Raw genomic sequence first — 18,762 nt, forward strand, 5'->3', positions numbered from 1 at the left:
TTTTTTCAAGCATCAGGGTAGGCAGCAATGGCACAGGCTCCGGGTATAGACAAAAGCAAGGCCCTGGAAGGGGCCTTGAGCCAGATCGAACGTGCATTCGGCAAGGGTTCGATCATGCGCATGGGCGAACGCCCGACCGAACAGGTGGACGTGATTTCCACCGGGTCGCTGGGTCTGGATATCGCACTGGGAATTGGCGGCCTGCCGCGTGGCCGTATTATCGAGATCTATGGCCCCGAAAGTTCAGGCAAGACCACCATGGCGCTGCACGCCATTGCGGAAGCCCAGCGCAAGGGGGGCACCTGCGCCTTCATCGACGCCGAGCATGCGCTTGACCCCGGTTATGCCCGCAAGCTGGGGGTGGACGTCGATAACCTGCTGATCAGCCAGCCCGACGCGGGTGAACAGGCGCTGGAGATTGCCGACACGCTGGTTCGTTCCGGTGCGGTTGACGTGCTGGTGGTGGATAGTGTGGCGGCCCTTGTGCCGCGCGCGGAACTGGAAGGTGACATGGGCGACAGCCATGTGGGCCTGCATGCGCGCCTGATGAGCCAGGCGCTGCGCAAGCTGACGGGTTCCGTCTCGCGTTCAAACACCATGCTGATCTTCCTTAACCAGATCCGGCTCAAGATCGGTGTGATGTTCGGCAGCCCCGAAACCACGACGGGTGGTAACGCACTGAAATTCTACGCTTCCGTGCGCATGGACATCCGCCGTATCGGCTCGATCAAGGACAAGGACGAAGTCACTGGCAACCAGACGCGCGTGAAAGTGGTCAAGAACAAGATGGCGCCCCCCTTCCGTCAGGTTGAATTCGACATCATGTATGGCGAAGGGATCAGCAAGGTCGGTGAACTGATCGACCTTGGTGTAAAGGCGGGTATTGTCGAAAAATCCGGGGCATGGTTCTCCTGTGACAGCCAGCGCATCGGGCAGGGGCGTGAAAACGCCAAGCAGTTCCTGCGCGAACATCCTGAAATGGCGGCTGATATCGAACGCCGCGTGCGTGAACAGGCAGGCGTGGTGGCGGAAGCCATGCTGGTTGGCCCCGATGAGGATGGCGCCGAGCATTGATCCCCTTGGCCTGTCCCGTTATGGCAGGCTATCGTTTTTTGCCCGTGTGTTATCGCATCAGCGCACGGGGCGGGAACTGAAAAAACGGGGGTGGGGACAGCCGGAATGAAACCGCGTCTTGCGATGATCGGATTGCTGGCCTGCCTTGCCGCCTGTAGCGGGGGGCAGGACGACAATAATGATCCAGCCGATGTGGATGAATCCCCGCCACCGCTGGGCTCCCATGGGCGCGCGCGGCATGTTGACCATGCCCGAGATGCGCTGCGCCCGTTGTCGCGGCACCTGCCCAGGCCGCCCGATCCAACTGATGAAACCGGCACCGAAGCCTATCACGCCCCGCCCGATGCGGCGGCAATGCAGATGATATCTTCAGGATATGACCCTAATCAGGCCGGGGATGACGATAGCGGGTCCGACAGTAACGATGGCAAGCATTTTGTCGTGCCCGACACCCAGGTCAGTTACGGCAAGCAGGGGCAGGGCAGTCACTAAAAAGTTTTGAGTGCCGCCTTTTTTCAAAAAGGCGGCGTTCCTTTGAAGTTTTTTCAACAAAGCTTCACCAGAAACTTTTTTCAGGTTTCTGCAATGCTCTTCAAATAACCAGCACGGCCCGGATATCGTTCACGTTGGTCAGGGTGGGGCCGGTCATGATCAGATCGCCTGTCTGCTGGAACAGCGTGTAGCTGTCATGCCCGCGCAGACAGGCACGTGGGTCACACCCCAGTGCGCGGGCACGGGACAGGGTGGTGGGGGTGATGATGGCGCCTGCCGCGTCCTCGGTCCCGTCAATGCCGTCACTATCCGCCGCAATCGCCCAGATCCCCTCATGCCCCTGCAGGGTATTGGCCATGGACAGCAGGAATTCCGTATTGCGTCCTCCCCGTCCCGGCGGGGGAAGGGCGGGGTTGATGGTTACCGTCGTCTCGCCGCCTGACAGCAGCACCGCAGGCCCCGCCACCGGCATGCCATGCTGGCGTGCGGACAGGGCGATGCCCGCCATGAACGTGCCCGCGTCGCGGCTTTCCCCTTCCAGTGCATCGCCAAGGACCAGAGGGGTCAGCCCCAGTTCACGCGCCGTGCTGGCGGCGGCCTGCAACGCCATGAACGGCGTGGAAACAAGGGTATAGCGATTGCGCGGGGAAAGCGTGCTGGTGATCGGAGGGCGCATGAGCACGCGCTGCACCGCATCGGGCACGGTAATGCCGTAATGCGTGATGATGGACCGGGCATCGGCTGACGTGGTGGGATCGGCCACGGTCGGGCCGCTGGCGATGGTCAGCGGGTCGTCCCCCGGCACGTCGCTTATGGCCAGTGTCACCACACGTGCGGGACTGGCGGCGGCAGCCAGACCTCCACCCTTGATGGCCGACAGGTGGCGGCGCACCACGTTCATGTCGCGTATGCTGGCCCCGGAATGCAGCAGGGCATGGTTGACCGCGCGAATGTCATCCAGTGTCAGGCCATCCGCCGGTAGTTCCAGCAGCGCCGATCCTCCGCCCGAAATCAGGGCGATGACAAGATCATCCGGTCCCAGCCCCGCCACTTCGGCCATCATGGTCTGCGCGGCAGCCTCACTCCGGCTGTCGGGCACGGGATGGCTGGCTTCCAGCACGCGGATGCGGCGCGTGGGGGCCATATGTCCGTCGCGCGTCACCACGCATCCCGTCAGGTCCACATCAGGCCATGCCTGTTCCAGTGCAGCCGCCATGGATGCGGCGGCCTTGCCCGCGCCGACTACCATGCATTTTCCCTTTGGCCGCTGTGGCAGGTAGCGCGCCAGAACGACATCGGGCATGGCGCTGCGGATGGCGGCATCCAGTATGCGGCGCAGGGCCGTGCGCGCATGGTCGTCCGTCCAGTCCGTGGCCGTGGTGATACGTGGTGTGGCGGAAAACGGGTGGATGGTGGCGTCGTTCATTGCAGTGGTCCAGATCCTTCATGCATGCACCGGTGCGGACCGGGTGCATATCATAACGCATGGTGTGCGGGCGGGATGCGCACTGGCCCCTGCGCCGGTTCCATACCATCCATGCAGCAGGGGACAGTGTGTCACAATTATCACGTCTGTATCAGGATGCGGGGAAAGCCCGGCCTGCGGGGGGTTACACACGCTAAATTGGGGGGCTGACATATGGATTGGCGGGGGCGATGGTGATACGCGGCAGATGGCCTGCACCCACGCGCAGGCGCCACAGCAGAAAGGACAAGGGCATGGAGAACTGTGTGCTGGACGCGCGTCCTGTCACCTCCACGCATCCGCCCCATGGGATGGTGCAGCCTTATCTGATCTTTCCACGTCCGGAATGGGCGGCACTGCGCGCGAATGTGCCCCAGTCGCTGGGGGAGGCGGACATCGCCGCCCTGCGGGGGCATAACGAGCCGGTCTCGCTGGAAGACATAACCGAGGTCTACCTGCCGCTTTCGCGCCTGCTCAACCTGCATGTCATGGCGACGCGCAGCATGAACAACATGGTCAAGAGCGCCTTTATCGGCGCACCGGCGGTGACCATGCCGTTCGTGATCGGTATCGCGGGCAGTGTGGGCGTGGGCAAGAGTACGTTCGCCCGCCTGCTGCAGGCGGTGCTGTCGCGCTGGCCCGACCACCCGAATGTGGCGCTGGTCACCACCGATGGCTTCCTGCATTCCACCCGTGAGCTGGAGCGGCGCCACCTCATGCACCGCAAGGGCTTTCCCGAAAGCTATGACCTGCGGCAGATGATTGCCTTCCTCGCCGCGCTGAAGGCGGGGGAACGTAACCTGAAGGTGCCGGTCTATTCGCACGAAGCCTATGATATCGTGCCCGACCGCTATCAGGTGATCGACCAGCCCGACATCCTGATATTCGAGGGGCTGAACGTGCTGCAGACCGTATCCGAACAGCCGTTCATGGCGTCCGATTTCTTCGATTTTTCCATTTATCTGGATGCCGATACACAGGTGATCGAGGACTGGTACGTAAGGCGTTTCCTGTCCCTGCAGCGCACGGCGTTCCGCAAGCCGACATCCTATTTTCACCACTGCGCCGACCTGGCACCCGATGAGGCCGCGCGTATGGCGCATGATATCTGGCGGCGCATCAACCTGCCCAACCTGCAGCAGAATATCCTGCCCACGCGCGAACGTGCCCGCGTGGTCATGCACAAAAGCCCCAGCCACGCGATCGATACGGTGTGGATGCGCCAGATTTAAGACGGCATTTCAAAACCACCGATTGATAAAAAGAATGAAAGTTTCTGGGTGCCGCCTTTTTGCAAAAAGCTTCACCAAAGACTTTTCATGGCTGGTGGATGCTAAGGGCAATAAAAAGGCGGCCAGGATTGCTCCCGGCCGCCCATGGCGTGTGGTGTCGTACCGTCTGCCTTATGCGTTCAGGTAAACGGTCTTGGTATCGACATAGGCTTCCAGCCCGTACTGGCCGTCTTCCCCGCCGATGCCGCTGTCGCCATAGCCGTGGTGGAAACCCTGCGCGGCCTCGCCACCTTCGCGGTTGACGTAAATCTCACCAAAGTTGAGTTCATTGGTCATGCGCATGATGTTTTTCAGATTCTGCGTGAACATGTAGGCCGACAGGCCGTAACGCGAATTGTTGGCCTGGGCGATGGCGTCATCAAAGTCCCTGACACGGATCAGTGACAGCACGGGACCGAATACCTCGTTGCGCACAATGTCCATGTCGCCTTTCACGTTGGTCAGCAGCGTGGGGGCATAGAAATTGCCCTTGTCATAGTCTCCGCCCGTCAGGCGCCTGCCACCCAGTTCAACCTTTGCCCCCTGTTCCACGGCCCTGCGTACCATGGCGTCGACCTTTTCAAGTTCCTGCGCGCTGATCTTCGGCCCCATGTCGGTGTTTTCATCCAGTGGGTTGCCGGTTTTCAGGGCTTCGACCTTCGTGCGCAGGCGCTTCAGGAAATCATCATAGACCGCCGTATGGACATAGGTGCGTTCATTGGCGGTGCAGACCTGGCCACAATTCATGAATCGCGCGGCGACGGCGGCATTCACGGCGGCGTCGATATCCGCATCCTCCATCACGATGAACGGGGCCTTGCCACCCAGTTCCAGCCGGACTTCCTTCAGCCCTTCGGATGCGGCGGCCATGATCTTGCGGCCCGCGGGTGTGCTGCCGGTCATGGTGATCAGCTTCGTGATCGGGCTGGTCACCAGTGCGTTGCCCACGGTCACACCACCGCCGGTCACGACATTGAAGATCCCTTTTGGGAAACCGGCTTCAACCGACAGTTCGGCCAGCGCCAGGGTCGAAAGCGGGGTCAGTTCATGCGGCTTGATGACAAAGGTATTGCCCGCCGCCAGCGCCGGACCCAGCTTGCGCGCGGTCAGGGCAAGGGGAAAATTCCATGCCGAAATACCGGCCACCACACCGTGGGGGATTTTTTCGATCAGGATTTTCTCACCGGGGCGGCTGCCGGGGATGATGTTGCCTTCCAGCCGACGGACGTTTTCAGCGGCGAAGCGGATCAACTGGATGGCAAAACTGACCTCGATCCGGGCCTCCTTCAGCGGCTTGCCGTTTTCGGACGTGATGATGCGCGCCAGCTTTTCCGTATCGCGCCGGATCAGTTCAATCAGGCGATACAGGTAATCCGCCCGGTCGGTCGCAACCTGTCGGCTCCATGCGGGAAAGGCGTCCTGCGCGGTCTGCAGGGCGCGGTTGACGTCGTGTTTACCCGCGACCGCCACATGGGCCAGTACTTCCCCAGTTGCGGGATTACGGATGGTATCGCGTTCGGTATTGTCGGCCTTGGACCATGCGCCACCAATGAACAGATCATGGTTTTTTGGCTTGGTCATGGGGAAATCTCCGTTTTCAGTCAGTAGTAGAAAGTTGCCTGCCATACGGCGGGACGCCGCGCGCGGCAACGCCACCCGCACCGGTGTGGTCCGGTGCAGGGGAGGCATGCGCGGTGGCAGGGCAGGCGGAAGGAAACAGGCGGGAGAAGGTCAGGACTGCAGGAAGGGACGGCCTTCGTGGGCTACCAGCAGGTCATGCATGTCGGTTGCATGTTCTTCTTCTTCCGCAAGGATCTTTTCAAGCATGATCCGCGTTGTCGGGTCATGGTCGGCAAAATAGCGGATCAGTTCGCGGTAATGTTCGATGACCAGCCGTTCGGCCACAAGGTTCTGGCGCACCATTTCCACCAGATTGCCGCCATCGCCATATTCGGTGGCGGAGCGGGTCGCCAGTCCTTCGGGTGACAGGTTGGGAACACCGCCAAGCTGGTCGATACGGTCGGCCGCCCACATCATATGGGCACGCTCTTCCTTGGCGTGGGTCGCGAATTCGCTTGCGACACTTTCGCTGGTAATGCCCGTGACGGAAATGGAATGCATGGTATAGCGCAGCACACACACAAGTTCGGTCGCAACGACAGTCTGCAGCAGGTCGATCGCGGTCTGGACATTGCCCTGATATGCGGGGGTGAGGGCACCTTTCTCGATTGCCTTCTTCGCGCGTTCACGCAGGGTCTGTACATCGGTCAGGAACGTATTTTCGCCTGTCTCGGACATGATGTTCTCCTTGTCGGTTCCGGGCATACAGGTGACGGCATGTCCGTTACGGATCATTGCTGGTGCTAACGGGCCGGGCGGAAAGGGGTTCCTTCACAGGGCGGTTTTGAGGTCGGGACAGTCCGCAAACGGTCTAAATGCGGGAAAAACGGGTTTTTCGTTACGTCAGGCGTTGCCATTCACGTCCAGATCATTATTGATCTGTACTAATAAGACCTATTTGCATTAAGGATGAAGTAAACGGCATGGTATCATTCAGCGCAGGCCAGTCTGAAAAGCCTCCCCGCCGCGCGTTGAGCGACGACGCCTATGAGCATGTGCGTCGCGGGCTGATCCGCAGCCGTTACCGCTCGGGCGAACGGCTGGTGCTGCGACCGCTGGCGGCGGAACTGGGGCTAAGCCCCACCCCCGTGCGTGAGGCGCTGCTGCGCCTTGTGTCCGAACATGCACTGGAACTCAACGACCGCAATACCGCCGTCGTGCCTGCCATGACCCAGCGCAGTTTTGCCGAAATCCATGATCTGCGTGTTGATCTGGAAATGCGCCTTGCCGCCGCTGCCGCCCAGCGTGCGTCCGATCATGGGATCGAGGCGCTGGTCATCCTGCAGCAGCAGTTCATGAATGCATCGCACGCATGCGATGACGGGGGCATGGCGGCGTTCAACGCCGATTTCCATACTACGGTGGCGACACTGGCCGAACTCCCCCTGACAGCGACCATCCTGCGCAACCTGTGGATGCGGATCGGGCCGATCTATGCCCTGTCACGTCCCATGATCCAGATGCAGCATGAAGGGCGCACCCACCCGCATGACGACCTGATCGCAGCCCTGCGCCAGCGAGATGTGGAGGCGGCGCAGGCGGCGGTCACGCGCGATTTCGAACACGCGCGCCGCTGGATCGAACCCCGCCTGTCCTGACGGGCCGTCCTGAACGGGGTGTAAACCCGGCCGGGCCGGGCCCTTACGGGCGGCCCGGCGTGCGGATCTGCGGTACCTCGATGTCGATTTCCAGCATCGAGACGGAATTGCCGCGGTCCAGCTTTACCTGCACCTTTTCCTGCTCGACAGGGATATGCCGCTTGATGACTTCCAGGATCTCCGCCTGCAGCTTGGACAGGAGGTCGGATTCATTGCCTTCTCCCGTACGTTCATGCGCCAGCAGGATCTGCAGCCTGTCGCGGGCAACAGGGGCGGATGTTTTCGTGCCGCGACCAAAAAGGGAACCAAACAAGCTCATCAGCTTTTCCCCTTGAACAGGCGTGCGAACAGTCCCCTGCGTTCGGTCGGGACCGTGATTTCCAGCTTCTCCCCTTCCAGCCGGCGCGCGGCTTCGGCATAGGCACGGGCAGGCGGGCTGTCGGGACTGCTTAACGTGACCGGCGCGCCAAGGTTCGACGCACGCAGCACTTCCTCGCTTTCGGGAATGATGCCCAGCAGCGGGATGGACAGGATTTCCAGCACGTCCTCGATCCGCAGCATCTCGCCGCGTGCCGCGCGCGCAGGGTCGTAGCGGGTCAGCAGCAGGTGCTTTTCAATCTTGCCGCCGCCCTTCGCCTTTTCGGTCGTGCTGTCCAGCATGCCGATGATCCGGTCACTGTCGCGCACGGACGACACTTCGGGGTTGGTCACGACAATGGCGTGGTCGGCATGGTACATGGCCAGTTGCGCGCCGCGTTCGATCCCGGCGGGGCTGTCACAGACCACCCAGTCGAATTTCTCACGCAGTTCCTGCATGACGCGGGCAACGCCTTCGGCCGTCAGGGCGTCCTTGTCGCGCGTCTGGGACGCGGGCAGGATCGACAGCGTCTCGATGCGCTTGTCACGGATCAGCGCCTGCGACAGCTTGGCGTCGCCCTGGATCACGTTGATCAGGTCGAACACGACCCGCCGTTCGGCCCCCATCACGAGGTCGAGGTTGCGCAGGCCGACATCAAAATCGACTACGACGACATTCTGCCCGGTCTGTGCCAGTGCGGCGCCCAATGCAGCGGTTGAGGTGGTCTTCCCGACGCCTCCCTTGCCGGATGTGACAACCAGCACTTTTGCCATTGAGGTACTTCCTTGTCCGCTTTTAGGGGGTGTTTTCTTGTTCATGACCTGATGGATACGGTTGGATGGTTGGCACGCGTAAGGAGCGTGACGGGAGACTGTCGGGTGCCTGCCTAGCGTTTGCGCACGGGAAAGGCAGACGGCACAAGCGGCTGCACCACAAGTGTGTCATTAGTGAGGACGATCTGCGCGGGTTTTTCAACATACTGCGGATCAATTTCCTCCGCAGTTATGTAATATCCGTCGATCGCCAGCAGTTCCGCCTGCATGGAATGGGCGAATATGCGGGCGTCGGGCTGACCGTTCATGCCCGCGATGGCGCGGCCGCGCAGCGGACCATAGACATGGATCGACCCGCCGGCCGTTACCTCGGCGCCCGACCCGACGGAGCCTACGATGATGATGTCGCCGTCGGGGTTCATGATGACCTGCCCCGAACGGATGGGCTGTTCGATGATCATGGACGACCCGCGTGGCGGCTGGGGCTGTGCGGGAGCAGCGTCATCGGGTATTTCCACGGCGCCGGATGCACGGCCGCCCATGAACCCCGATGGCCAGTCCCAGCCGGCGCAGGCGGCCCATGAGGCATCGCCGCCTTCTATGCCGATGACGCGGATGCCGCGCGCGCACAGCGCAGGATAGAGGTCGGCCAGTCCTTCCGTCGTGGCGTCCAGCAGGGACAGGTCAAGGATGACCGGCTTGCCGGCAAAGAATGTGCTTGAACGCGCGATCTGCGCATCAAGCCCGGCCAGCCAGTCGGCCAGCACGGGTTCAGGCGACAGCACCAGGGCAAGGAACGACCGTCCGCGTGCGCGGATTTTCGGTGTGGGACGCAGTTCGTCGGGCAACGTTATCCTGTCCTGTCTGGTGAATGGGACGTGTTGTTTCCAGCTACCGTGCCATGCGGTAACTGTCGAGGGGCGGATGCCTTATTAACCTGTCATGCATCCATACTTTTCCATGCCTGCGCACTCGGGGCTTGGCGAATGGCGGGACAATGCAATAAAGCGGGAACATGCGCATCCTTTACCACCTTCCCCTGTCCCCCTATTCCCGCAAGGTCCGCCTCGTGCTGGGGGAAAAGCGCTTGCCGTTCGAACTCAAGACCGAGCGTGTGTGGGAACGCCGCCCTGAATACCTTGACCGCAATCCTGCAGGCACGGTGCCCATGCTACAGGAAAGCAACGGGTTGTGCATTCCCGATTCGTGGGTCATCTGCGAATATCTGGAGGAAGCCTATCCCGACACCCCGCTGCTGGGCCGCACGCTGGCCGAACGGGTGGAGGTGCGCAGGCTGGTGGTCTGGTTCGACGAGAAGTTCGGGGCAGAAGTGTCGCGCAACCTGCTCAATGAAAAGGTGATGAAGCGTATTTCGGGCAAGGGCAACCCTGATGGCGCTGCCCTGCGCGCGGGGTATGCCAATATCCGCACCCATCTGTCCTATATCGACTGGCTGGCCGAAACGCGGCAGTGGCTGGCGGGCAACATGCTGTCGATGGCGGATTTCGCCGCAGCCGCCCACCTGTCCTGCCTTGATTTCCTTGATGACGTGGACTGGTCGCGCGCACCCGCGGCCAAGGACTGGTACGCCCGCGTCAAGAGCCGCCCGTGTTTCCGTGCCCTGCTACAGGACCGCATCACCGGTTTCACCCCTCCCGCCCATTACGCGGATCTGGATTTCTAAAGATATGACAGCACAGACCGCCGGTTTCAGCGCCATCGTGCTGGGGGCCGGGGCCGCGGGCCTTATGGCGGCCGCTACGGCAGGGCAGGCGGGCGCGCGGGTGCTGGTGCTGGACCATGCGCCGCATGCGGGCCGCAAGATCCTGATTTCCGGCGGTGGCCGGTGCAATTTCACCAATATGGATACCGGGGCGGGGCAGTTCCTGTCCGCCAACCCGCATTTCGCCAAATCGGCGCTGGCGCGGTACACGCCCGCCGATTTCCTGGACATGGTGCAGCGCCATCGCATCCCGTGGCATGAAAAGGCGGCGGGTCAGCTGTTCTGTGACCGTTCGGCACGCGACATCGTGGACATGCTGCGGCGCGAATGCGCGGCGGGGCAGGTGGATGTGCGGGTATCGCACCGTATCATCGATGTGACGCGTGACGGGGCCGGGCATTACCGGGTCGAGACGGATCATGGCATCTTCCATGCGCCCAACCTGATTGTCGCGACCGGCGGCCTGTCAATTCCCAAGCTGGGGGCAACGGGGCTGGCTCACGACCTTGCGCGCCGGTTCGGGCTGCGCATCGTTCCTCCCGCGCCAGGTCTTGTGCCGCTGACATTCGGCGCGCAGGACCGTGAATGGATGGAACCGCTGGCCGGGCTGTCGGTCACGGTGGGCATTACCTGCCAGGCCGGGGAAGGGCGGCAGGCGCGTCAGGTCACCTTCCGTGACGGTATGGTCTTTACCCATCGTGGCCTGTCGGGGCCTGCCATCCTGCAGGCCTCGTCATACTGGCAGCCGGGACAGGTGCTGGACATCGACCTGCTGCCCGGCATCGATGCCGGCCGCAGGCTGCTGGAGATCAAGCGCGATCGCCCGCGTGCGGGCGGGGTGGCCATGCTGTCCATGCTGCTGCCGCAGCGCCTGGCCCAGCTTATGGCGCAGGCGCACCTGCCTGACGGGCAGCTTGCGGGCATGCCCGATGCGGTGCTGGCCAATGTCGCCAGCGTCCTGTCCAGCTGGCGGCTCAACCCGCATGGCACCGAAGGCTATGTGAAGGCCGAGGTCACGCGCGGCGGAGTGGATACGGACTGCCTGTCCTCACGCGATATGCAGGCGCGTGACGTGCCAGGCCTGTTCATGGTGGGGGAAGCGGTGGACGTGACCGGCTGGCTGGGCGGCTACAATTTCCAGTGGGCATGGGCCAGCGGCCATGCGGCGGGGCAGGCGGTGGCGGAACGCGGCGGCTGATGCTGTTCGCGTCACAATCGTTTCTGGTTGTCTTCCTGCCGCTGGTTCTCGGTCTGTATTACGCCGTGGGCGACAGTCGTGCCGCGCGGCAGGGTGTCATCATCGCAGCCTCGATGCTGTTCTATGGATTGTGGGACTGGCGTTTCGTGCCGTTCTGGCTTGCGATGATCGGGTTCAGCCAGATGATCGCCATCCTGTGGGGGCGGACCGGCCGGCGCATCTGGTTGCGGGTGGGGATCGTGGGCAACCTTGCCGTGCTGTTCGGCTTCAAATATGCCGACTGGCTGGTGGGCAGCGTCCTGCACCGGGCGGGGCTGGATCATGCGGCATGGCCCATCGTGCTGCCGCTGGGGCTGTCTTTTTTCATATTCCAGAAGATATCCTACCTTGTCGATCTGGGACGTGGGCAGGCGCGGGTGTACCGGCTGGCGGATTTCATGGAATTCGTCACGTTCTTCCCGCAACTCGTGGCTGGTCCCATCGTGCGGCATAACGAACTTATCCCGCAGTTCGACATCAACCCCCGCAATGCCGCGATGTGGGAAAACCTTGGCCGGGGAGGCCTGCTGCTGCTGATCGGGCTTGGCAAGAAGGTGGGGCTGGCCGACACGCTGGGCACCATCTGCGCGCCGGTGTTTGATGCAGCCCATGCGGGCCATGTGCCGGGTATGGGGGCGGCGTGGCTGGCGGCGGTGGCCTACATGCTGCAGATCTATTTTGATTTTTCGGGTTATTCCGACATGGCCATCGGCATGGCGCTGATGATGGGCATCCGCCTGCCATTCAATTTCAACGCGCCTTATGCGGCGGTATCGGTGCGGGATTTCTGGCGTCGGTGGCACATGACGCTGTCGCGCTTCCTGCGTGATTACATCTACATCCCGCTGGGTGGAAACCGCTGCGTGCCGCTGCGGCAGGCCGCCAACGTGATGGTCACCATGTGGCTGGCGGGCGTGTGGCATGGGGCAGGGTGGACCTTTGTCGTGTGGGGCCTGCTGCATGGCGCGGCACTGGCGGTGGCCCATGCGTGGGACCGGGCGGGGCAGGCCATGCCGCGCGTGGGCGGGTACGTGCTGACCGTCGGGTTCGTGCTGCTGACATGGGTGGTGTTCCGCGCCGCCGACCTTGCAACGGCAGGACGGATGCTGGGGGCGATGGCGGGACTGCATGGCATAAGCGGGGCCGCCATCCGGCATCCGGTCGTGCTGGGGCTGGCGGCGTGTATGGCGGTGATTGGTCCCGTGTCACAGCAGGTGGTGCTCGAACGCCTGCGGCCCGCACCGTGGATGGCGGTGGCGGCAGGTATTGCTTTCGTGCTGCTGGTGTTCCTGATTGGCGGGCGGCCGCCCGAGCCCTTCATCTATTTCCAGTTCTGACATCGCGTGTCATTGCCGTATGGGGCATGTATTGTGTCGGGGGTACTGGTATTGAAGGGCAACAGTTCCCAGATTCAGTAATGGTCCGCCACGTGGGGCCGCTATGATTACAGGCAGGAGCATATGGCAGGCAGGCGTGACAGCATGGATAACGAGCCGGCGGACCTGTTTGGCGCGCCCCCGCCACAGCAGGACAGGCGTGGCCCGGTCCCGTTTCCGGCCCATGAATCCAGATCCCCCGCGCGCACCCAGCCACTGGCTGACCGCCTGCGTCCCACCACGCTGGATGAGGTGGTGGGACAGGATCACCTGCTCGGGCCGCAGGGCAGCCTGCGGCAGATGCTTGCGCGCGGGTCGCTGGCCAGCCTGATCCTGTGGGGCGGGCCGGGTGTGGGCAAGACCACCATCGCGCGTCTGCTGGCCGATGCGGCGGGCCTGCGCTTCGTGCAGCTTTCGGCGGTGTTTTCCGGTGTGGCTGACCTCAAGCGCGCGTTCGAGGATGCGCGGCGCACAAGTGCGAATGGCGGCGGCACCTTGCTGTTCGTTGATGAAATCCACCGCTTCAACCGCGCGCAGCAGGACGGTTTCCTGCCGGTGGTGGAAGATGGCACGGTGGTGCTGGTGGGGGCCACGACGGAAAACCCGTCCTTTGCGCTCAACAGCGCATTGCTGTCACGCTGTCAGGTGCTGGTGCTGCACCGGCTGGATGACGCGGCGATGGAAAAACTGCTGGAACGCGCCGAAGCAGCGACCGGCATGACCCTGCCGCTGACGCCCGAAGCCCGTGCCACCCTGCGCGCCATGGCGGACGGCGACGGGCGCTACCTGCTGAACATGGTCGAGCAGCTTCTGGCCCTGCCACCGCAGAAGGCGCCGCTGGACCCCGGTGGCCTGTCCAGCCTGCTTGCACGTCGCGCGGCACTGTATGACAAGGACCGGGATGAGCATTACAACCTGATCTCCGCGTTGCATAAATCCATGCGCGGATCGGACCCGGATGCGGCGCTGTACTGGTTCGCCCGCATGCTGGAAGGCGGCGAGGACCCGCGCTACATCGCCCGCAGGCTGACCCGTTTCGCCGCCGAGGACGTGGGCATGGCCGACCCGCAGGCCCTGCCGCTGGCGGTCGCCGCATGGGAGACTTTCGAACGGCTGGGGTCGCCGGAGGGAGAACTGGCGCTTGCGCAGCTTGTGGTGCATCTGGCCACGGCACCCAAGTCCAATGCGGTGTACAAAGGCTACAACATGGCCCGCCGTGCGGCACGCGCTACCGGCAGCCTGATGCCCCCGGCCCATATCCTCAACGCGCCGACCACGCTCATGAAGGATATCGGCTATGGCAAGGGCTATGAATATGACCACGATACGGAAGGTGGCATATCGGGCCAGAATTACTTCCCCGATGGCATGCGCCGCCCGAAACTGTACCAGCCCACCGGGCGCGGATATGAACGTGAAGTGGCACGACGACTGGACAGTTGGAACAGAGTGCGCGAAAGCCGTGGGTCATGAGTGTCGTTACCCTTACCGTCAGTGATGACGAAGCCGATATCCGCCTCGACCGCTGGTTCCGCAGGCATTACCCCCATCTGACGCAGGGTGCGCTGCAGAAGCTGTGCCGCACGGGGCAGGTGCGCGTGGATGGCAAACGCGCCACCGCCGCCACCCGTCTTGAACCGGGGCAGGCCGTGCGCGTGCCGCCCATCCCCAATGCGAACCGTCCCCCGCCACTGGCGGTCAAGCCGCTGGACGAACGGCAGGTGCGCGAGATCAACAAAATGGTCGTCTATCGTGATGACCATGTGATCGTGCTGAACAAGCCCGCGGGCATCGCGGTGCAGGGCGGTCCCGGCATCACGCACCATATCGACGCGCTGCTTGATGGCCTGCGCGAAAACCCCGATGACCCGCGGCCGCGTCTGGTCCACCGTATTGACCGTGATACGTCCGGCCTGCTGCTGGTCGCGCGCACGCCCGGGGTTGCGGCCAAGCTGGCGGCAGCCTTCCGGGGGCGTGACGTGCACAAGGTCTACTGGGCGGTGGTCGTGGGCCGCCCCAGCCCTGCCACGGGCATCATTGACCAGCCGCTGACCAAGCTGGGCGCGGGTGCGGGTGCTATCAGCGTCGTGGCCGAACGCGGTGACGCGGACGCGGTGCATGCCCTGTCGGAATACGAGGTGCTGGATGCGGCAGGGCGCAAGCTGTCGTGGCTGGCGCTGTCACCACTGACAGGCCGCACCCATCAGTTGCGCGTGCATTGCGAGGCACTGGGCAACCCCATATTGGGTGATCCGAAATATGGCGGTGACATAGCTCATGTCACGGGCTTTACGGATAAGCTACATCTGCATGCCCGCAGGCTGGAACTGCCGCACCCGGCAGGTGGCACGCTGGTGGTCGAGGCGGACCTGCCCCCCCACATGCGTGAGACATTCCGGCAGATCGGTTTTGTCGCACCCGCCACGGCGCAGCCCCGCCGCAGCTAGCGCGGCCAGAATGGTACAGGACAGGAATTGAAATGGCACAGAACGGAAATGCACGGCGCATACTCCTTGGCTCGGTCGCAGCGCTGGTCGTGATCGCGGGCGGGGCGGGGCTTGCGGTCAAGTCCATGCTGGACCCTGATGCGCTGCGCACCAAGGCCATTGCCGCGATTGAAAAGCAGACCGGTCGCAAGGTGCGCATGGGGGGGCTGGAACTGCATGTCTTCCCGACGCTGTCGCTGTCCGTAAGTGATGTCGGGCTGTCGGACATGGCCGGTGGGGCCTATACCGACATGGTGACGGCGGAAAAGCTGCAGGCCAGCGTGGGATTGATGGCGCTGCTGCACCATGAAATCCGGCTGGAAGACCTGAAGCTGGTCCACCCTGTCGTCCATCTGGAACGCACCGACAAGGGTATGGCCAACTGGCGTCTGTCGCCCACCGGCGCGCAGGCCACGGCCACGGCTGACACCAAAACCACGCAGGCCGCGTCCGACTGGAAAGTGCAGATCGGCAGCATCCGCATAAGCAATGCCGACCTTGACTGGGACGACCAGATGTCGGGCAGCAGGGGCAAGGTGGTGCTGGATCATATCAACCTGTCGGATGTTGATGGCGCAAAGCCCGAAATTGACGTGGCGGGCCATAATGACAGCGGCAGCTTCACGCTGGCGGGGCATACGGGTGCAATCAATCTGACATCCACCGCGCGGGCGGGCTGGCCGGTTGCGTTGCAGGCGGCGTTCAGGGCTGGCGGGCAGCAGGTCGGCCAGCTGGCGGTGGATGGCACGGTGGCTGACCCCGACCACATGAAGGGCTACAACATCAGGCTGGATGGCAATATCGCCAGCCTGAAGGCGATCGAGGCGTTCGTCCCCGGCCTGAGCCTGCCTGACGCGCAGCGTCTGTCGATCAAGGCCAACGTGGTTGATGGCAGTGCGGCGGACAAGGAAGGCAGCACGCCGCTGCTCAATTCCCTGCATCTGGACACGGGCGCGGTTGATGCCGGGCAGTACCTGTCCGGCCTGACATTGCAGGGGCTGTCGGTTGACGCGCCGGGTCCGAAGGATGCCGTGACCATCCGCAGCCAGGGTACATGGCAGGGACAGGGGCTGAAACTGTCCGGCACGCTGGGGTCGCTGCAGCAGGTGGAGCAGGCGGCGCTGTCGCATCTGGCCGATCCGCTGCCGCTGTCGCTGGACCTGTCGGGTGATCCGGGCAGCCTGCGTGTCGCGGGCACGCTGGGCGGGTCGCGCGCGGTGGTTAATGTCAACGCAACCGCAGGCAAGCTGCCGCTGCCCAATGGTGCCGTGATCGATCATCTGGAAGCCTCGACCCATCTGGTCAGCGAGGATAACGGCGCGCATTTCCAGCTTTCGGATATTGCGCTCAAGAGCACGCAGGTCTCTCTCAAGGGGGCACTGGACCTGTCGGTTCACGGTGGGCATGCGGGCGTGCCGCTGGTCAGTGGCGCGCTTGATGCAAGCTGGGTGAACGCGGATGCCCTGATGGGTAACACGACCACCACCAGGGCCGACGCAAACACTGTCGCGCCTGCGAATGGCAAAAGCAGTGACGAAACGCTGCCGTTCGACCGGCTGCGCAAGCTGGATGCGGACCTGCGCCTGACTGTGGCACAGCTGGAATTCGAAGGTGATGAATACCACAATGCCCTGACCCATATCAGCCTGCGTAACGGGCTGCTGAAGGTCGATCCGCTACAGGCCGAAGGCACCGGCCGTCGCCTGTCGGGCCAGTTTGAAGTCAATGCATCGGGCAGCGTGCCCACCGTATCGGGCACGATCGGCACGCTGGTGCTGCCGGCGACATGGCTGGAAAGCAAGGCGGGCCTGTCCAACATGGTGCAGGGTGCGCTGCAGGTTGTGGGTGAAGTGCATACGCAGGGTAATACCGCGACCGAACTGCGCACCGCCATGACCGGGCATCTTGGCGTGTCCATGGTCAATGGCACGGTCAGCGGCAGCGCGCTGGGTGAACTGCTGGGGGATGCGGCGCGTGGCGCGCTGGGTTCCGGCCCGATCGCGCTGCGCTGCTTTGGCCTGCATATGAGCATGGCGGACAAAAAGGCGAATGTTGACACCATCGGCGTGCAGACCAATGCGCTGACCGTGACCGGCAAGGGCACGGTGGGCATGGTGTCGCATGACCTGGACCTGCATCTTGTGCCGCAGGTCATGATCAGCGGCACCGGGGCCAGCGTGCCGCTGCGCGTGGGGGGCACGCTTTCCGCGCCCCGTCCCAAGATGGATGGCGGCGCAGATGGCCGTTACGCCATCGGCCTGCTTCTGGGCGGTTCGGACAGCAAGGCGGCGGTCGATCCCTGTCCCGCGACGCTGAAGGCCGCGCGTGAGGGACAGGCTGGCCCCGAACCCACGACGGCGGCACCCAAGGCAAAGTCCTCTGGTGCGGCGGGCCTGCTGGGCAACTCCAAGTCCTCACCGGATGTGAAGAAGGCGGCTGGCCTGCTGAAGGGGCTGGGTATCCTGAAATGACGCAGGGCAACGGGATGAAGGAGGGGGTAAGCCCCCCCACACCCCAGACACAGGGCAGGCGCAAGCGGTTCTGGGCACTGGCTGCCGCCCGCCCGGCGGAGGGCGGATTCAGTGTCGAACTTGACGGGCGTGGCATCCGCCTGCCCGGCGGGACGCCGCTGTGTGTCACGTCCCGGGCGCTGGCCGGTGCGATTGCCGATGAATGGGCGCATGCCGGTGGAGAAAAAGGGGGAGATTTCACCCCCGATGACCTGCCATTGACCCGTATTGCCGGCACCATGATTGAACGCGTCGCCCCCGACCCGGCAGCGCAGGTAAGCGCCCTGCTGCATTACGTGGATGGGGAACTGCTGTGCTACCGCGCGGATTATCCCGCCCTGCTGTGCGCGCGCCAGAAGGCGGAATGGGACCCGCAGCTTGCGTGGCTGCATGCCCGTTATGGCATCGATATGGCGGTGACGCAGGGCATCATGCCCCTGTCACAATCGCAGGCGGTGCATGTGGCGTGGCGTGGCATACTGGAAAAGACGGATAATTCCACGCTTGCGGCGCTGGGTGTGATGGTGCCTGCCATGAAAAGCATCGTGCTGGGGCTGGCGGTCGTGACCGGCGCGCTGTCTGCCGCGAAGGCAGCCGAGATCGCATCCGTGGATGAACGCACCCAGATGGAGATATGGGGCAGGGATGACAGGCAGGAAGAAAGCCTGCGTCTGGCGGCGGTCGAGGTGACTGACGCATCGCGTTTCCTGCGCCTGTGCCATATGGCCTGAGGCAAAGGGCAGCCTGAAAAGGCAGCACCTAAAAACTTTATTTTCAGT

The 18,762-nt window shown here is 63.2% G+C and carries 17 protein-coding genes; 11 read left to right on the forward strand and 6 right to left on the reverse strand.

Annotated elements, in window-relative coordinates; genetic code table 11:
- Nucleotides 1–27: 27 nt before the first annotated feature.
- Together recA and MSKU9_RS14415 are read left to right on the forward strand one after the other, a co-directional pair.
- A complete protein-coding gene (gene recA / locus MSKU9_RS14410; RefSeq protein WP_141262077.1) occupies nucleotides 28–1,074 on the forward strand; it encodes a recombinase RecA in 1,047 nt (348 codons plus the stop codon).
- A gap of 123 nt (nucleotides 1,075–1,197) precedes the next feature.
- Nucleotides 1,198–1,566, forward strand: coding sequence for a hypothetical protein (locus tag MSKU9_RS14415; protein ID WP_141262212.1), 369 nt, complete (start codon nucleotides 1,198–1,200; stop codon nucleotides 1,564–1,566).
- Nucleotides 1,567–1,666: 100 nt separating this feature from the next.
- Here the strand turns inward: MSKU9_RS14415 and MSKU9_RS14420 are convergent, their stop codons facing one another.
- A complete protein-coding gene (locus tag MSKU9_RS14420) occupies nucleotides 1,667–2,992 on the reverse strand; it encodes a glycerate kinase type-2 family protein (RefSeq protein WP_141262078.1) in 1,326 nt (441 codons plus the stop codon).
- Nucleotides 2,993–3,285: 293 nt separating this feature from the next.
- On the opposite strand from MSKU9_RS14420, the gene coaA reads away from it, so the two are divergent.
- Complete coding sequence (gene coaA / locus MSKU9_RS14425; RefSeq protein ID WP_141262079.1) at nucleotides 3,286–4,263, forward strand: type I pantothenate kinase; 978 nt, start codon at nucleotides 3,286–3,288, stop codon at nucleotides 4,261–4,263.
- Between the two features lie 171 nt (nucleotides 4,264–4,434).
- Here coaA and aldA read toward each other — a convergent pair whose 3' ends face one another.
- Both aldA and MSKU9_RS14435 read right to left on the reverse strand, forming a co-directional pair.
- Nucleotides 4,435–5,883: an aldehyde dehydrogenase gene (aldA, locus tag MSKU9_RS14430; RefSeq protein ID WP_141262080.1), complete on the reverse strand. Its 1,449-nt coding sequence runs from the start codon at nucleotides 5,881–5,883 to the stop codon at nucleotides 4,435–4,437.
- Nucleotides 5,884–6,033: 150 nt separating this feature from the next.
- A complete protein-coding gene (locus tag MSKU9_RS14435) occupies nucleotides 6,034–6,600 on the reverse strand; it encodes a ferritin-like domain-containing protein (RefSeq protein WP_227002507.1) in 567 nt (188 codons plus the stop codon).
- Between the two features lie 245 nt (nucleotides 6,601–6,845).
- Here MSKU9_RS14435 and MSKU9_RS14440 point away from each other — a divergent pair, with 245 nt between their 5' ends.
- Nucleotides 6,846–7,520, forward strand: a complete 675-nt coding sequence (locus tag MSKU9_RS14440) for a GntR family transcriptional regulator (protein ID WP_141262082.1) — start codon at nucleotides 6,846–6,848, stop codon at nucleotides 7,518–7,520.
- Between the two features lie 43 nt (nucleotides 7,521–7,563).
- Here the strand turns inward: MSKU9_RS14440 and minE are convergent, their stop codons facing one another.
- The 3 genes from minE to minC all read right to left on the reverse strand — a co-directional run bounded on the left by minE (nucleotide 7,564) and on the right by minC (nucleotide 9,499).
- A complete protein-coding gene (gene minE, locus MSKU9_RS14445) occupies nucleotides 7,564–7,839 on the reverse strand; it encodes a cell division topological specificity factor MinE (protein WP_141262083.1) in 276 nt (91 codons plus the stop codon).
- On the reverse strand, nucleotides 7,839–8,651 hold the full coding sequence (minD, locus tag MSKU9_RS14450) for a septum site-determining protein MinD (protein WP_141262084.1): 813 nt from the start codon (nucleotides 8,649–8,651) through the stop codon (nucleotides 7,839–7,841). Before minD ends, minE begins: the two co-directional genes overlap by 1 nt.
- 113 nt (nucleotides 8,652–8,764) lie before the next feature.
- Nucleotides 8,765–9,499 (reverse strand): septum site-determining protein MinC, encoded by a 735-nt coding sequence (minC, locus tag MSKU9_RS14455; RefSeq protein WP_141262085.1) that lies wholly within the window; start codon nucleotides 9,497–9,499, stop codon nucleotides 8,765–8,767.
- A gap of 167 nt (nucleotides 9,500–9,666) precedes the next feature.
- Here minC and fzlA point away from each other — a divergent pair, with 167 nt between their 5' ends.
- The 7 genes from fzlA to MSKU9_RS14490 all read left to right on the forward strand — a co-directional run bounded on the left by fzlA (nucleotide 9,667) and on the right by MSKU9_RS14490 (nucleotide 18,714).
- Nucleotides 9,667–10,335, forward strand: coding sequence for an FtsZ-binding protein FzlA (gene fzlA, locus MSKU9_RS14460; protein WP_025437472.1), 669 nt, complete (start codon nucleotides 9,667–9,669; stop codon nucleotides 10,333–10,335).
- A 4-nt stretch (nucleotides 10,336–10,339) separates the two neighbouring features.
- Nucleotides 10,340–11,572, forward strand: coding sequence for a BaiN/RdsA family NAD(P)/FAD-dependent oxidoreductase (locus tag MSKU9_RS14465; protein ID WP_141262086.1), 1,233 nt, complete (start codon nucleotides 10,340–10,342; stop codon nucleotides 11,570–11,572).
- Nucleotides 11,572–12,948 (forward strand): MBOAT family O-acyltransferase, encoded by a 1,377-nt coding sequence (locus MSKU9_RS14470; protein ID WP_162853826.1) that lies wholly within the window; start codon nucleotides 11,572–11,574, stop codon nucleotides 12,946–12,948. The genes MSKU9_RS14465 and MSKU9_RS14470 overlap by 1 nt, the downstream gene beginning before the upstream one ends.
- A 123-nt stretch (nucleotides 12,949–13,071) precedes the next feature.
- Complete coding sequence (locus tag MSKU9_RS14475; protein ID WP_141262088.1) at nucleotides 13,072–14,460, forward strand: replication-associated recombination protein A; 1,389 nt, start codon at nucleotides 13,072–13,074, stop codon at nucleotides 14,458–14,460.
- On the forward strand, nucleotides 14,457–15,434 hold the full coding sequence (locus tag MSKU9_RS14480) for an RluA family pseudouridine synthase (protein ID WP_141262089.1): 978 nt from the start codon (nucleotides 14,457–14,459) through the stop codon (nucleotides 15,432–15,434). Before MSKU9_RS14475 ends, MSKU9_RS14480 begins: the two co-directional genes overlap by 4 nt.
- Nucleotides 15,435–15,466: 32 nt before the next feature.
- The gene (locus tag MSKU9_RS14485; protein WP_141262090.1) at nucleotides 15,467–17,944 is read left to right on the forward strand and encodes an AsmA family protein; all 2,478 of its coding nucleotides are present in this window, start codon (nucleotides 15,467–15,469) and stop codon (nucleotides 17,942–17,944) included.
- Entirely contained in the window at nucleotides 17,941–18,714 is a 774-nt protein-coding gene (locus tag MSKU9_RS14490; RefSeq protein WP_141262091.1) for an ATP12 family chaperone protein, read from the forward strand. The genes MSKU9_RS14485 and MSKU9_RS14490 overlap by 4 nt, the downstream gene beginning before the upstream one ends.
- The last annotated feature ends 48 nt before the right edge of the window (nucleotides 18,715–18,762 follow it).

This window comes from Komagataeibacter diospyri (assembly GCF_006538165.1).
Taxonomy (GTDB): Bacteria; Pseudomonadota; Alphaproteobacteria; order Acetobacterales; family Acetobacteraceae; genus Komagataeibacter; species Komagataeibacter diospyri.